The 13,362-nt window shown below is 47.2% G+C and carries 11 protein-coding genes; 4 read left to right on the top strand and 7 right to left on the bottom strand.

Annotated features, from left to right (window positions below):
* Positions 1-85 precede the first annotated feature (85 nt).
* A complete protein-coding gene (locus FN124_RS13650) occupies positions 86-343 on the bottom strand; it encodes a hypothetical protein (protein ID WP_142685259.1) in 258 nt (85 codons plus the stop codon).
* Positions 344-426: 83 nt separating this feature from the next.
* Between FN124_RS13650 and FN124_RS13645 the strand changes: the two genes are divergently transcribed.
* On the top strand, positions 427-1,824 hold the full coding sequence (locus FN124_RS13645) for an MmgE/PrpD family protein (protein ID WP_185937188.1): 1,398 nt from the start codon (positions 427-429) through the stop codon (positions 1,822-1,824).
* A complete protein-coding gene (locus FN124_RS13640; protein ID WP_260607422.1) occupies positions 1,821-2,825 on the top strand; it encodes a glycosyltransferase family 9 protein in 1,005 nt (334 codons plus the stop codon). The genes FN124_RS13645 and FN124_RS13640 overlap by 4 nt, the downstream gene beginning before the upstream one ends.
* A 52-nt stretch (positions 2,826-2,877) precedes the next feature.
* On the opposite strand, the gene FN124_RS13635 is transcribed toward FN124_RS13640, so the two are convergent.
* Entirely contained in the window at positions 2,878-3,879 is a 1,002-nt protein-coding gene (locus FN124_RS13635; protein ID WP_142685257.1) for a glycosyltransferase family 4 protein, read from the bottom strand.
* A 59-nt stretch (positions 3,880-3,938) separates the two neighbouring features.
* Positions 3,939-4,445: a low affinity iron permease family protein gene (locus FN124_RS13630; RefSeq protein WP_142685256.1), complete on the bottom strand. Its 507-nt coding sequence runs from the start codon at positions 4,443-4,445 to the stop codon at positions 3,939-3,941.
* A gap of 246 nt (positions 4,446-4,691) precedes the next feature.
* On the opposite strand from FN124_RS13630, the gene FN124_RS13625 reads away from it, so the two are divergent.
* The gene (locus FN124_RS13625; RefSeq protein WP_142685255.1) at positions 4,692-6,428 is read left to right on the top strand and encodes an ATP-binding response regulator; all 1,737 of its coding nucleotides are present in this window, start codon (positions 4,692-4,694) and stop codon (positions 6,426-6,428) included.
* On the opposite strand, the gene FN124_RS13620 is transcribed toward FN124_RS13625, so the two are convergent.
* Positions 6,425-7,378, bottom strand: a complete 954-nt coding sequence (locus FN124_RS13620; RefSeq protein WP_142685254.1) for a terpene synthase family protein — start codon at positions 7,376-7,378, stop codon at positions 6,425-6,427. The genes FN124_RS13625 and FN124_RS13620 overlap by 4 nt on opposite strands.
* 422 nt (positions 7,379-7,800) lie before the next feature.
* On the opposite strand from FN124_RS13620, the gene FN124_RS13615 reads away from it, so the two are divergent.
* On the top strand, positions 7,801-9,561 hold the full coding sequence (locus FN124_RS13615; protein WP_142685253.1) for a hybrid sensor histidine kinase/response regulator: 1,761 nt from the start codon (positions 7,801-7,803) through the stop codon (positions 9,559-9,561).
* Here the strand turns inward: FN124_RS13615 and FN124_RS13610 are convergent.
* The 3 genes from FN124_RS13610 to FN124_RS13600 form a co-directional block, all read right to left on the bottom strand.
* On the bottom strand, positions 9,546-10,493 hold the full coding sequence (locus FN124_RS13610; protein ID WP_142685252.1) for a terpene synthase family protein: 948 nt from the start codon (positions 10,491-10,493) through the stop codon (positions 9,546-9,548). The two genes, FN124_RS13615 and FN124_RS13610, sit on opposite strands and share 16 nt — an antisense overlap.
* A 403-nt stretch (positions 10,494-10,896) precedes the next feature.
* Positions 10,897-12,177 (bottom strand): L-fucose:H+ symporter permease, encoded by a 1,281-nt coding sequence (gene fucP, locus FN124_RS13605; RefSeq protein ID WP_142685251.1) that lies wholly within the window; start codon positions 12,175-12,177, stop codon positions 10,897-10,899.
* A gap of 110 nt (positions 12,178-12,287) precedes the next feature.
* Positions 12,288-13,244, bottom strand: a complete 957-nt coding sequence (locus tag FN124_RS13600; RefSeq protein ID WP_142685250.1) for a bifunctional helix-turn-helix transcriptional regulator/GNAT family N-acetyltransferase — start codon at positions 13,242-13,244, stop codon at positions 12,288-12,290.
* Positions 13,245-13,362: the final 118 nt, after the last annotated feature.

The raw sequence follows: 13,362 nt of genomic DNA, 5'->3' as shown, positions 1-13,362 counted from the left end.
AATCTCTACAATACGCCGGCACGGCATGCGCAAAAAAAATGGATACAGTTCATGTATCCATTTCCGATATAAGGCAACTTAATGGTTATGCCTTTTTATGCTGCTGTATCGCTTCCCAGATCTGTTGTACAATATACCCGCCTTCCATTTCAGTGAGGCGGGGCGAGCAGGTAAAACCATCCCCGTTTTCCATCAGCATGAGGTTATCAGGTACGGCATGATGGAACATTTCTCCTATGTTATTGTTCAGCAGGTAATACACAGAATGACCGTTATAGGTATCCGGCTGAATGTCCAGCGTGTATGCCTGGCCATTCACCGTTGCATTTAAGTGTTGTATCATAATAAAAGGTTTTATCAACCCACCACAACTATTACACCAGTACAACTGGCATGTTTCTGGTCGTTTCCGTTCATAAAAAAAACATGAGCACACAGATCCAGATGATGGCGGAATATGCCGACAGTATTGAGTTTTCTTCGTTACCGCCCGCCATTATCCAACAACTTAAAATCCATTTACTGGACAGCCTGGCATCCATGATTTTTTCTATACGGGAATCTGTTCCACAAAAAGTGGCGCAGGGGCTCGGCAGGTTGTCTGGCGTACAGGGCCCCGGTTTCCCGTTGAAGCTCGCTCCAAATTTTGCAGCACAGTATTACACCACATTAATCAGGTATCCTGATTTTATGGATAATTTCCTGGCTAAGGAATCTACCTGCCATCCCAGCGACAACGTTGGCGCCCTGCTGGCAGCTGCCCACACTAAAGAGATCAGCGGGGCCGATTTCCTGGCAGCCATGGCTTTATCGTATGAGATAGAATGCCGGCTTACAGAGCAGTTACCGGTGATGATCACAGGGCATGACCATACCACCCTGCTGGCATTTTCTGCCACCGCCGGGATTGGCAAACTGCTGAAGCTGCCGGCAGATCAACTGATGAATGCATTAAGTATTGCGGGCTGCAGCTATCATCCGCTGGTCACTTCCCGCACCTCTTATACCACGCAGTGGAAAGGACTGGCATCATCGCTGGTGAATGAAGGCTGTATGACCATTTGTATGCTGGCGCAGGAAGATATTACCGGGCCGGTGCAGTTGTTTGAAATACCCGAAAAAGGGTTCAACGACATTTACGGTATGAAGCTGGAGTACGACTGGACCCAGGATAAATTTGAACTGATTCCGCATTGCTGCCTGAAAACCTATAACGCTGAAGTACATACGCAGAGTGCTATTGCAGCGGCCGTAGAGCTAAGGGAACAACACCATATCAAAGCAACGGATATCAGGCAGGTGGAGGTAACCACTTTTCTTACCGCCTTCCACATTGTTGGCGGCGGCGAATATGGCAACCGTACCCTTGTGCACAGCAAAGAGCAGGCAGACCATAGTATGGCTTATGTAATTGCAGCCGCATTACTGGACGGAGAAGTTACACCGGCCCAGCTTACCCCCGAGCGGATCACCCGCACGGATGTGCAGGAACTGTTACAACTGGTAAAAACACATACCAGGTTCCCCTTGCATAAACCTGTGAAAGTAGCAGGTATGCTGGACCCGTATACAGCGGCTTACCCCGGCAAACTTAAAAGCAGTGTAGTCATCCATATGAAAAATGGTACAATATTTAAAGCGGAAAAAGATACTTATAAAGGATTTTATACAACTCCATTTACCTGGGAAGATGCAGCCGAAAAATTCAAAAGGCTTACAAACGGAAGGATACCGGATAATACCGGCGCACAAATTATGGAATTGGTAGCAGACCTTGAGCACAGCAGTATTAATCAACTGTTACAGATAATTTTTAAATCATGATGTTCAGCCATATACAACGTATTGCAATACTAAGGGCCTTACAGCTGGGCGACCTGTTATGCGCAGTCCCTGCCTTTCGTGCACTGAGAGCGGCTTTTCCACATGCGCATATTACGCTTATAGGATTACCATGGGCCAATACTTTCCAGCAGCGTTTTTCGCATTACATAGATGAAGTAATGGTATTTCCGGGTTATCCCGGGCTGCCGGAACAACCGCCTGATCCGGGAGCGTTCAATACCTTTATGAGCTCAGTGAAAAGCAAACACTATGATCTTATATTGCAGATGCAGGGCAACGGCACCCTGGTAAACCCACTGGTACAATCGATGGGCGCCAGGTATACCGCTGGCTTTACACCCAAAGGCACTGTTCCTGAAAGCGAGCTATTTGTTCTGTATCCGGAAGACCTGCATGAAATTGAGCGGCACCTGTACCTGCTGGAACAGCTGGGCATTCCCCCGGCAGGCAGGCATCTTGAATTTCCGCTAACCAGCGCCGACAGGGATTCTCTCAGGAGTTTACAACTGCCTTGTGACGATTATACTTACATCTGTGTGCATCCCGGTTCCCGCGCCGCCTGGCGGCAATGGCCTCCTCCTTGCTTTGCCGCAATGGCCGACCATCTTGCAGACCAGGGCTGGAAAATAGTGCTTACCGGGAGTATAGAAGAAAAGGAACTGACCCTGGCTGTAAAGAGCTATATGCGCTTTCCTGCATTGGATGTGGCAGGGGAATTAAGTCTTGGTGGCATGGCAATGCTGATAAAAAGATCGAGGGCATTGATATCCAACTGTACAGGCGTATCGCATATTGCCGCCGCCACAGCCACTCCCAGCGTAATCATCAGTATGGATGGAGAGCCGCATCGCTGGGCCCCGTTAAACACGCACCTGCATTGTACCACCGACTGGACGCGGCATAACGACTTTGACCGGATGCTGATAAAGGCGGATGAATTGCTGGCGCGTACGGAGAGCAGGTGTTACCACAGGGCTTAATGTTGCCGGCGGGGAAATACAGGAAGCCTGATGAACAGTGCTACCACAGGGCTTAATGCCCGGTGAGCGCCGGCTCCGCAGAAAACAGCCCTTCAGGTTGCCAGTCGGTACTGGTTACCTGGCGGAACACCTGTTCCCATGCGGTGGTAAAGCGGGTAATATTAAACAACGCATCCGCTGTTTCCTTTGCCCGTGCTCCCAGCAACTTTGCATGATCATGATCGTTTAAAAGCAACTGCATTTTTTCTGTGAGGTAATTTACGTCGGTATGTATATACCCGTTCTCTCCATCTTTAATAACCGTTACCAGTTCCGTGGTGGCCAGTGCTACCACCGGCATTCCCTGCATCATGGCTTCACAAACAGCCAGTGCCAGGCTGGTATGCCTTACCGGGTGAAAATAGAACCTGAACCTGCTGCGGAAAGCGGGAAGGTCCGGATGAAGCACTTCCCCGGCTCCCTCCTGGTTCCCCATCCCTGCAAGCTCCAGCGGCACCTTTCTGCTCACCTGGTCATAAATATCCCAGCCAAGGGTGCGGCCGCGCTGCCTGAGATGATTAATTGTTACCAGGCCCCTGGGCAGATCACCGCAATAGGGATACGGCGAATCCGTAACTCCGTGCGGGATAACGGTAACGGGCGTACGATTGTTGTTCCACATCAGCTTGTTGAAGTGGGTAACATGTACCAGTAATACCATGGGATCGTCTACTACATGCGGCTGGTTCACCGGGTCCCTGGATGGGGTGTTGTGTTCCAGGTAAATACGCGGTAACCGCTGCTGGGCGGCCGAAAGCACCTCAAACTGGTCTGTGAGGTAATTCTTCTCCGACTGGAACAGGATACAGTCGAACGCATAATGCTTTACTTCTTCAAAAGGAATTTCATGCACATTATCACCGAAGGGGAATGTTGCTCCCCTTCCGTAATATCCTTCTTCACGGGTTTCCTTTACCGGGATATAAAGTTCATAATTCCCCTGGGAAAGATAGTACAGGTAACTGCCATGTACATGCCAGGTAAAGATTCTCAGTTTTTCAGAGACATGGTACATAAGTTATTTTTTATGGAGGTCATCAATAATAACACCAAAACAACGGTATCTTCAAGGAGTTATTGTTGCCGCTTATTTCCGTTCTTCGTTTTTTTACGTTTCAGCAGGTCTTCCTCATGCTTGCTCAGGGCATCTCCTATGGCTTCTTCCACTGAGTGTGATTCTCTCATGCTCATTCTTTTCTTTGTTTCTTCCACCATTACACAATAGTATTTATGTAATACATCCAGTTCTTCTTCCGATAAATTCTCCACGTCTATCAATCTGTTACTGGCTGCCTGGTTTGCAGCTATCAGTTCGTTGAGCTTAAGCTGTACTGATTTGGCATCTTTATTCTGCGATTTCTGTATAATAAATACCATCAGGAAAGTGATGATGGTAGTACCGGTATTAATAACAAGCTGCCAGGTGTCTGAGTAGCCGAAAACAGGGCCGCTCACGGCCCATATAACGATCACGGCAAGGGCTATAAAAAAAGCCCATGGGCTGCCGGTAGCAGCAATTACTTTTGAGGCCATCGTTTCAAAGAAATTGGAGTGCCTTTTTTTGTTGATAAGCGCTTTCATAGCATTAGCGGTTTAGTTCCGCTTATCAAGCAGTACAACTTTTGCACCAGCGCTTTTTCCGGAAAAAAACCGGCTATTACGCCCCGGTTTGCCCCTGGTTCGCCACGGGGATATCCCTAAGTGTTCCCGGCTGTTTCCCCATTTCCACGCATGTTCCCGGTAATTCGTATATTGTTTCTGATTTCACACAGAAGACACAACAGAATATATACGTTTAATACGGCATCTACCCCTCAAAAATGACGCATGCATATTTTGAATATTATTAAGAACGCTGGTACCCAGTACGCCACTGAACCAGAAAAGCGTTCACTCGTTATTATCAATTCCCTTGCTTTCCTGACCGGTATGCTGGTTTTTATTTTAGGAGGTGTTTTCTACCTGCTGGTCCACAGTCTGCTGATCCTGTTGCCTTTATTACTGGAGGGAATTGGTATGTTTGGAGTGATTGTATTAAACGGAATGGGAAAACGGAACAGCGCCAATTTTGGCATGTTCGCGCTACATTACGTAGCTGCCGGTTACTGGACAATTTTACTGGGCAATGCCATCCCGATTGAAGTGGTGATCGCCTTTCTGCTGATCCTCCTTATTTGCGGTTCTTTTCTTGTATACAGGCAGCATAAAATAAGAATGCCATTGCTCCTGGCCATCGGGGTATTGCTGTTGATAACACAGGTCAATAGTTATTTCGGTTTTATCAAACCTATCGATCTCAGCCCCACTTCTGCTTATATCATGCGGCTTTGTACCACCAGCGGGATGCTTACTTTTATCCTGTTTGTGATCTTTGAGTTTATGAAAGAGATCATCCAGCTGATGGACGACCTGGGTAAATCGAACAAGGAGCTGTCTACCAACGCCGCATTTCTGCGGGAAACCTTTCACGAGCTAAAAACGCCGCTGAACAGTATCTACGGTATTGCCCAGCTGCTGGACCTTGCCAGGAACGCCAATAAACATGTGCCTGTTATACAGGAAATAGATATGGACCTGAAAAATTTACTGGGCGCAGGCCAGTTGTCGAAAGACATTGTAAATAACGTACTGGACCTGAAACGGATAGAAGCCGGTAAATTCATGGATATTAAGATGGGGACTGTTCATTTGCAGCACTGCATAGAGCAGTGCATGGCAATGAACCAGTACACGGGGATCCTGCAGGGCGTTAACCTGGTGCTGGATTACCGGTTGCCCCAACAATATATAGAAAGTGATGAAATAGTGCTGATCAAAATCATTAATAACCTGACTTCCAATGCCGTAAAATTTTCGCCTGCCGGCGGCGAAGTGATGATCAGTGTTTACCGGGAAGGGACTTCGCTTTGCGTACGTGTGAAGAACGAGGGACAGATAGCGCCTGAGCGGCGGAAAAAGTTATTCCTTCCCTATGAATCGGAGCGGAATCATATTACCTCCGGCACAGGTATCGGCCTGCACCTGACCAAGCAGCTGATCACCCTGCTGGAAGGCAGCATTCGCGTGATCTGCGAAGAAGGGCATACTATCTTTGAGTTTATGATCCCCTACCGGCCGGCGCATCCGCCCACCAGTGCGGGGGGGAAATTTGAGATCGGGAAAGATGAATTTGAAGGCCTGAAGGTATTGATAGTAGATGATAATAAGATGAACCAGTACGTAGTTGAAAAGTTTGTGCGCAAAGGCGGCGCTACCGTGTTATTGAGCAGTAACGGTAAGGAAGCGCTGGAAACCACCCTGGCAGAAAAACCCGATATCATTATCACCGACTCACAGATGCCGGTAATGAACGGGCGGGAATTCCTGCTGGAACTGCGCGCCATCCCGGCCTTTTCGGGGACTCCATTTATCGTAATATCGGGAGATGCTTTCAACAAATACAGTAATGAATCCGAGGAGCTTTTAAAACTGGGCGCCACGGCCTTTTTCAATAAGCCCTTTTCTTTCGAGGAGCTGTATACTGAGATGATGAAGCATCTCCCGGCCAGATCTATAAAAACCTAAACTTTACCTTTGTACCGCTCCGTATCAATAAGGGCCCAGTCGAAATAGGCTTTTATAGCGATGTACAGCCCTTCGATATATACATCCAGTCGCGCATTGATTTCCTGGCTCCAGAAAGGAAGACTGGCCCTGTGCTCTTCCAGGATCCGCAAATTACCATGGTATTCATCTGAGATCTGCTGAATAGCTTCTTCCAGGGAAATGTTCAGTTCCTGTTCATAAATCAGCACCAGGTTCAGCCCCTTTGTTTTCAGTTCTCTCTCCCGTTCCAGGGAGTGCAGGTCGTTCGCCAGGTTGGCCGTAAGGTTCAGCAGGAGCTCTATCTTCTTCACCAACCAATGCTCATACACTTCTTCGGGCAGGTCAATCTTCCCGAAAATACTTACCAGGGGAAACATAATATAGAACCCGGTTTTAGGGCGCCACTGCAGGTATTCACGGATAGTGGGACTATAATCTCCTTCCTGCATTTCTGTTTCCCACAGGCATTCTTCAAAATAGGAAACCATTTCTTTGCAGAAGAGAGAGTAAAGGAAGGGGGAACTGAGACCGGAGAAACGGGTGCGGATGTTGATCAGGGCATCATTGAGCGGTGTTTCCACGGTACTTTCCCGGTGTTCCATAATGGCGATAAAACCGTTCAGCATTTTGCGCAGCCAGGCGCCTTCCAGGGTACCGGAAGAGAAGCGGTCGCATTTATCGTCGATGGTGAACAGCCAGGTAATCAGATCGCCTACCAGGCACAGTTCTTCGTAATTGGCGGCGGGATATTCCCTGGCCGCATACCAGCCGAATTTCCCTTTGTTGAACCGTTTGAGCTTTTCGGGCGATTCCAGGCGGAATTCGTGGGCCCATTTGAAAGTGTGCGCCTGCACTTCTTCCGCGAGCGGGCTAATGGCAGAAGGAACCGGGAATTCCAGGGCAGGAATGAAAAGGGTTTGTGTGTCCATGTGTTAGTGTTTATTAAGTGAAAAGAATCGGCATACGGAATTAAACCGGCAAGGACCGGTAAGCAAAGGGCATCAAAATGGATAAATAGTTGATATTCAGACAATCAGCGTAATATACGGGTCAGCCGGTATGGGTGACCCGGTACGTCATAACAAAAGTCTGTAAAAATGTTTTAGCAAGGGAATGGTTCAGGGTATTTGCGTACAGGAAGCCTTCCCGGACAACGGCATCAGGATAAAGGAAGCATACCTAACATATTCATGTTTTATCGGATATAATATTCTTTTTTTGAAAAAAAAATATGTTTATATTAACATTCAATTAACTCATTCCGACGCATATCTCATTAGATTTACCTGAACCCAATGAAATCTAAACGCCCTGTGATGACACATTCGCCTAACCCTCTAAATAACATTACATGAGAACTGGTAACTATCCTGCAACTGCGGCCATTAGGGCCATGTTTATCAAACCCGTCCTGGCTGGCACCTCGCATATAGGTAAAGCTGAAGAAAAACGCCCTGTTATTATTATCAATGCAATGGCTATTGTGCTAAGCGCCCTGGTTGTTGGTGTTGGCAGCTATTTTTATTTTCTTAAAAGCTCCGTATTTTTCCTGATCGGGATCCCCCTGGAAACGCTTAGTTTCTTTGCCGTGATCCGGCTAAACCATATACGGCAGTATTTTAATGCCAACCTGCTCATGCTGAGCACCAATGCTATCTTTATCGCTTACTGGTCTACCGTTCTGGGATCAAGCATTTCCCTGGAACTATTGCTGGCATTTAATACCATCATCATATTCCATCTCAGTTCTGCTTTTTTCCTCTATAAAAGAAGCGGCGCCCTGCTGGCCTGTATCATAGCTACCGTTATTTTCGCGGCATGGATGGTGGCCAATTCACATTATAACTTTATCCAGCCGTTACAGCTGTCCCCGGATGTGTCCTTAACCATGAAATGGTCTACTACAGTGGCCTTGCTGGTATTTATATTATGCGTGATGATGTCTTACGTGGCACAGATCAGAAGCCTGCTGGCATCCGCCCAGAAACACCGGGAGGCCTCCGAAAGGAAAAGTGTTTTTTTGCGGGAGGTATTCCATGAAATACGGACGCCCATGAATGCGATCTTCTCTATCGGGCAACTGTTTGAATTGCGGAAATCGCAATATTCCATGGCCGAGAGAAAAGAAATCAACCAGCTGTTTGCCTCCTGTTACCTGGCCCGCAATATCATTAACCACGTGCTGGAAATGTCGAGGATAGAGTCGGGGAATTTTTATTCCATCATGAAAGAATCGGTGAGCTTAAAGGATTGTGTATCTCACTGTATAGCGGTTAACAGTTACCTGGCGGCTTCGAGAGGAATTAAGATCGACCTGCGGTTCGACCGGCAGCTGATCCCCCCTATTAACAGCGACAGCCTTTTACTGATCAAGATCCTGAACAATATACTGTCGAATGCCGTGAAATTTGCCAGCGGCAATTCCATGATCTATGTGAGCTGTGTGAAAGAAGATGACCAGATCATTTTCAAGGTAAGGAACCAGGGCGTAGTGGAGCCGGAGATTGCCACCAGGATGTTCGACCGGTTTGTATCAAAACGGGAACAGTTTGAGGGCACCGGGCTTGGCTTATCCATCACCAAACACCTGGTTGGTCTTTTTGGCGGGATTATTACACTGGAACCTCTTGACCCCTCCGCTCCTGCTACCACCACCATTGCATTTAATATTCCCTATGAAGCAGGTACCGGGAAAATCAAGCAGCAGTTACCGCCTAAGTTTATGAAGGGTTGTTTTACCGGCGCGAAAGTAGTGATCATTGAAGATGACCTGCTGAGCGCTGAGCTGCTGATGAAGTTCCTGAAAGAAATGGGTATTGACCCGGTGTTATGCAGCGATCATAAATCTGTTGCCAGCATTATCCGGGAAGAAAAACCTAACCTCATCATTTCTGATCTGAATATGCCTGGATTCGGTGGCGGGGATCTGCTACAGTACATAAAAAATGATATAACACTAAAAGGCACCCCCGTACTGATCGTTTCAGGAGATGCCTTTCTGAAAGAGGATATGTTGCAGGCCGGCGCCAGTGGCTTTATCACAAAGCCCGTTTTTATCAGCGACCTGCATCTTGAACTGGCGAAGTACTTACCACATCACTTGTTATCATAACGACCGGTATCTATTACGGCCCAGTCATCGTATCCTCTTACGATGGTATAAAGCCCGTCGATGTAGCGGTCTACCTGCTCGTCGATATACTCGCCCCAGTGAGGAAGCTCCCTCCGGAGTTGCTTAAACCGGCGCAGGTGTTTTTTGTGCTCATTGATCACATACTGCACCGCTGCATCGTGGCCCAGGTTCAATTCCTTTTGTGCAATAAAGATCAGGTTGAACCCGGGTTTCTCCAGTTTGGCTTCGCGGGCAATGGAATGCAGGTCGTTTGAAAGGCAGCCGAGCAGGTTTAAGACCAGCTCTATCTCCCCGATAACGCTATGATCATATACTTCATCGGGCAGGTCCAGTTTTTCAAAAATGGCCACCAGCGGGAACATAATATAAAAACCGGTGTAGGGTCGCTCTTTATAGTACCTGCTGATGGAAGGCATGAGCCCGTCGATCTGCATATCTATCTCAAAAAAACATTCGTTGAGATAATCTGTCATATGCATGCAGTATTTACGGTATAAAAACGGGCTGCTTATTTCCCGGAAGCGGTGTAGTATATCTTTCAGGGCAATACTGAGACTGTTATCGTCTTCTATATATTTACCACTGAGGATAGTGATAAATATTTCCAGCTGGCGGCGCATTTCCAAAGCCGTGCCCTCGTCTGCAGAACCGCGGTCGCAGCTGTCATCCACCGTAAACAGCCAGGAAAGCAGATCCCCGGCAAGAGTTACCTGTGCGTAGGATGCATCGGGGTATTCCCTCGCAGCCTGGAATCCAAACCTGGCCTTGGAATACCAGCTAAGGGGTTTAAATCTTGGGGCCATATCAAATTTCTGTACCCATTTCAATGTGTCATTTTGAGTGTCCTCGTAGCAGGAATTGATCCTGGACTTTCCCGGGATAGTGACGCAGGAAATTAAAGCATTTGACATACATGTAATTTTTAAGGTGAATAAAAGATTGAGAACTAATATGTAGAGTAGTAATAGTTTTCAGTGAGGTTCAACCATTTATTTACGTGATATTCCCGCGGCCATGATTTTACAGACTAGCTCAGCATTATATATACTAAAAAATAATACTGGCTGACAATGAAGTAATCCCGAAAAAGCTAAATTGGACAAACTAATATTACGAAAAAACCACCCATTTGGGATCAATGGAATTTTGGGCGGTATCAGGATGCTGTTCAGGCGCAGTAAAATGTGCCGGGAAAAAGGGAAAGGAATAAGGTCTGTATCCATGGATCAACAAACCTTAACAGGTATAAGAAGGGCCGCCCTGTTAGCAGAGCGGCCCTTCTTATTTTATATTTATTTATACAGAACGGTACAATTATCTGAGCTTATACAGCCTGTAACCAAACAGGAAAATAACTGCGTAGCATACAATTGGTAAGTAATAGGCAGTAGCGATATTGGTATCTGCAATACGACCCATGATAAAAGGGAAAATGGCGCCGCCAAACATACCCATTACAATAAATGAAGACGCCTGTTGTGTTTGCGGCCCCAGGTCTTTTAAACCAAGACTGAAAATAGTAGGGTACATAATACTGAAGAAGAAGTTGATCATGAGCAGCGCAATGAAGGAAGCCCAGCCCCAGCCCTGTGCCACGAGGAGGCACATCAGGATGTTGCCCACCGCAAATGCGGCAAGGAGTTTATTGGGGGCGATATAACGCATCAGGGCCGTGCCCACAAACCTGCCGGCCAGCATCATACCCATGAATACGGTCATGAAGTAACCGGCTTTCTGATCGGAGAAATGCATCACTTCATGGCCATAGTTAATAAAAAACGCCCAGGTACCTGCCTGCGCCGCCACGTTAAAGAACTGTGCGATCACTGCAAATACAAAGTGCTTTTGCTGGAACAATTTTTTGCGCACTCCCACGGCGCCGGATACATCAGAAGGGCCATCGTGCGGATCGGTGAGCGCAGGCACCTTTACCATGGCAAATGCAATGGCAATAGCCGCAATCACCGCTCCTATGCAGATGTATAATGTTTTTACCGACAACAGTTCCTGACCAGCGTCATGCCCTGCGCTCAGCAGGAAATAGGATCCCAGCGTGGGGCCAACAATAGCGCCTACGGCGTTAAATGACTGGGCAAAGTTGATACGCTGATCGCTGGTGCGCTGATCACCTAATGCTGCCATAAACGGGTGCGCTACCGTTTCCAGGGTGGCCATACCACAGGCCAGCACAAACAGGGCAATGCGAAAAATACCAAAAGAGGCTGCATTAGCTGCGGGCACAAACAGGAAGGCGCCCAGGGCATACAGTGTGAGCCCCAGCAGTACCCCGTTCTTATATCCCATCTTTTTGATAAACAAACCCGCCGGGATCCCCATCAGCGCATAAGCGCCAAAGATGGAAAACTGCACCAGGCCTGATTGGGATTTTGATAATCCAAGTACGTTCTGGAAATGTTTGTTGAGCACATCGCCCATCGTTAATGCGATACCCCAGCACATGAACAGCGAGGTAACGAATATGAGGGTGATCACATATTTTTTCTCAGTAAATTTTGCGGGTAATGACGCGGCAGATGAACCGGAATTTTTAGCGGTTTCCAAGGCTTCCTGTTCCAGGGAGTCAGGTGATATCATGATCTGAGTTTTTAAATTTTTTTTATAACGTGGAATGATGGTTTGAGCATTCATCCGGAGCTCTAATATACATTTCCATTTTTATAAACTCCAATCATCTGCCGTGGAAATCATACCGGGAGTGCCAGTTCCATCTGGATATTGCAGCGCTCATATGGGGTAGCCCTGCCGGTCACTTTTTTAAAGCCCAGCTTATTATACAGGCTGATAGCCGGTTTCAGGATGGTGTTACTTTCCAGGTAAATATTCCTGGCGCCCAGTGAAGCGGCTTTTGCAATAATAGCCTGCCCTAATAAAAAGCCGATGCTTTTTCCCTGGGCTTTGGGAGATACCGCCATTTTAGCCATTTCGTAATCGTAGTCCGGGTCGTCCATCTTTATTAATGCGCAAACCCCTACCGGTTCATCGTTGTAAAGCGCTACCAGAATATGCCCGCCTTTTTTCAGGATGTTTTCTTCCGGGTGGTCGAGCGACTTATGATCTGCCGCCTCCATTTTAAACCACCGGGAAATCCATTCTTCATTCAATGCTTTAAAGACCGCTTTGTATCCGGGGCTGTAATCCACAATCACTACGTTCCCGGCTTCCCGTTTTTTATGCGCCTCCACCACCCGGCTGAACAGGGATTGCTGTTCCAGCAGGTATTCCCATTCTTCCATTGCCTTCCACAGATCATGCGTGGTTTGGGCGGAAATGGCTTCTATGGCGGTGTTTACGTCTGTCAGCTGGTCCTGTATACGGGTGTTGATCTCTAATCCCTTTTTAGTAAGACTTACCATGTTCCTCCGCCCGTCTGTCTTATCCTTTTTCTCTGTTATCAGTCCTTTCTTCTTCATCTCTCCTATTATTTTACTGACAGAAGGATGGGAATGGCCGATCTCCTTTGCGATCGCTGTAATGGTTTTTTCCTCCCCAACGGACAACACATAAAATACGGGGAACCATTTCGGCTGCATGTCGATGTTATACAAACTATAGATCCGGGCGGCGTCTTCCGTGATCTTTTCTGTAAGCATGCGCAGCCTGCTGCCAAGGGCCACCTTGCCCGCTTTATTGAAGAATTCCATATTGTAATAAATTACGTAACCAGTTACGCAAATATAGCTGGAAATTTAAAATCAGCAAATTTTTATGTGAAAAGGTAAGTTCCGGTTCCTTCAATTCCCCGACCTTTATACTTTCATA

The sequence above is a fragment of the Chitinophaga polysaccharea genome (assembly GCF_902150045.1).
Classification (GTDB): Bacteria; Bacteroidota; Bacteroidia; order Chitinophagales; family Chitinophagaceae; genus Chitinophaga; species Chitinophaga polysaccharea_A.
Note: the sequence above shows the minus strand (reverse complement) of the source record. Positions and strands in the feature narration are given on the sequence as shown.

Excerpts from the sequence above, each read along its gene's own strand:
- FN124_RS13650 (WP_142685259.1), bottom strand. The coding sequence starts at position 343 with ATGATACAACACTTAAATGCAACGGTGAATGGCCAGGCATACACGCTG.
- FN124_RS13620 (WP_142685254.1), bottom strand. The coding sequence starts at position 7,378 with ATGGACACACAAACCCTTTTCATTCCTGCCCTGGAATTCCCGGTTCCT.
- fucP (WP_142685251.1), bottom strand. The coding sequence starts at position 12,177 with ATGATATCACCTGACTCCCTGGAACAGGAAGCCTTGGAAACCGCTAAA.
- FN124_RS13635 (WP_142685257.1), bottom strand. The coding sequence starts at position 3,879 with ATGTACCATGTCTCTGAAAAACTGAGAATCTTTACCTGGCATGTACAT.
- FN124_RS13640 (WP_260607422.1), top strand. The coding sequence starts at position 1,821 with ATGATGTTCAGCCATATACAACGTATTGCAATACTAAGGGCCTTACAG.
- FN124_RS13600 (WP_142685250.1), bottom strand. The coding sequence starts at position 13,244 with ATGGAATTCTTCAATAAAGCGGGCAAGGTGGCCCTTGGCAGCAGGCTG.
- FN124_RS13645 (WP_185937188.1), top strand. The coding sequence starts at position 427 with ATGAGCACACAGATCCAGATGATGGCGGAATATGCCGACAGTATTGAG.
- FN124_RS13610 (WP_142685252.1), bottom strand. The coding sequence starts at position 10,493 with ATGTCAAATGCTTTAATTTCCTGCGTCACTATCCCGGGAAAGTCCAGG.
- FN124_RS13630 (WP_142685256.1), bottom strand. The coding sequence starts at position 4,445 with ATGAAAGCGCTTATCAACAAAAAAAGGCACTCCAATTTCTTTGAAACG.
- FN124_RS13625 (WP_142685255.1), top strand. The coding sequence starts at position 4,692 with ATGCATATTTTGAATATTATTAAGAACGCTGGTACCCAGTACGCCACT.
- FN124_RS13615 (WP_142685253.1), top strand. The coding sequence starts at position 7,801 with ATGAGAACTGGTAACTATCCTGCAACTGCGGCCATTAGGGCCATGTTT.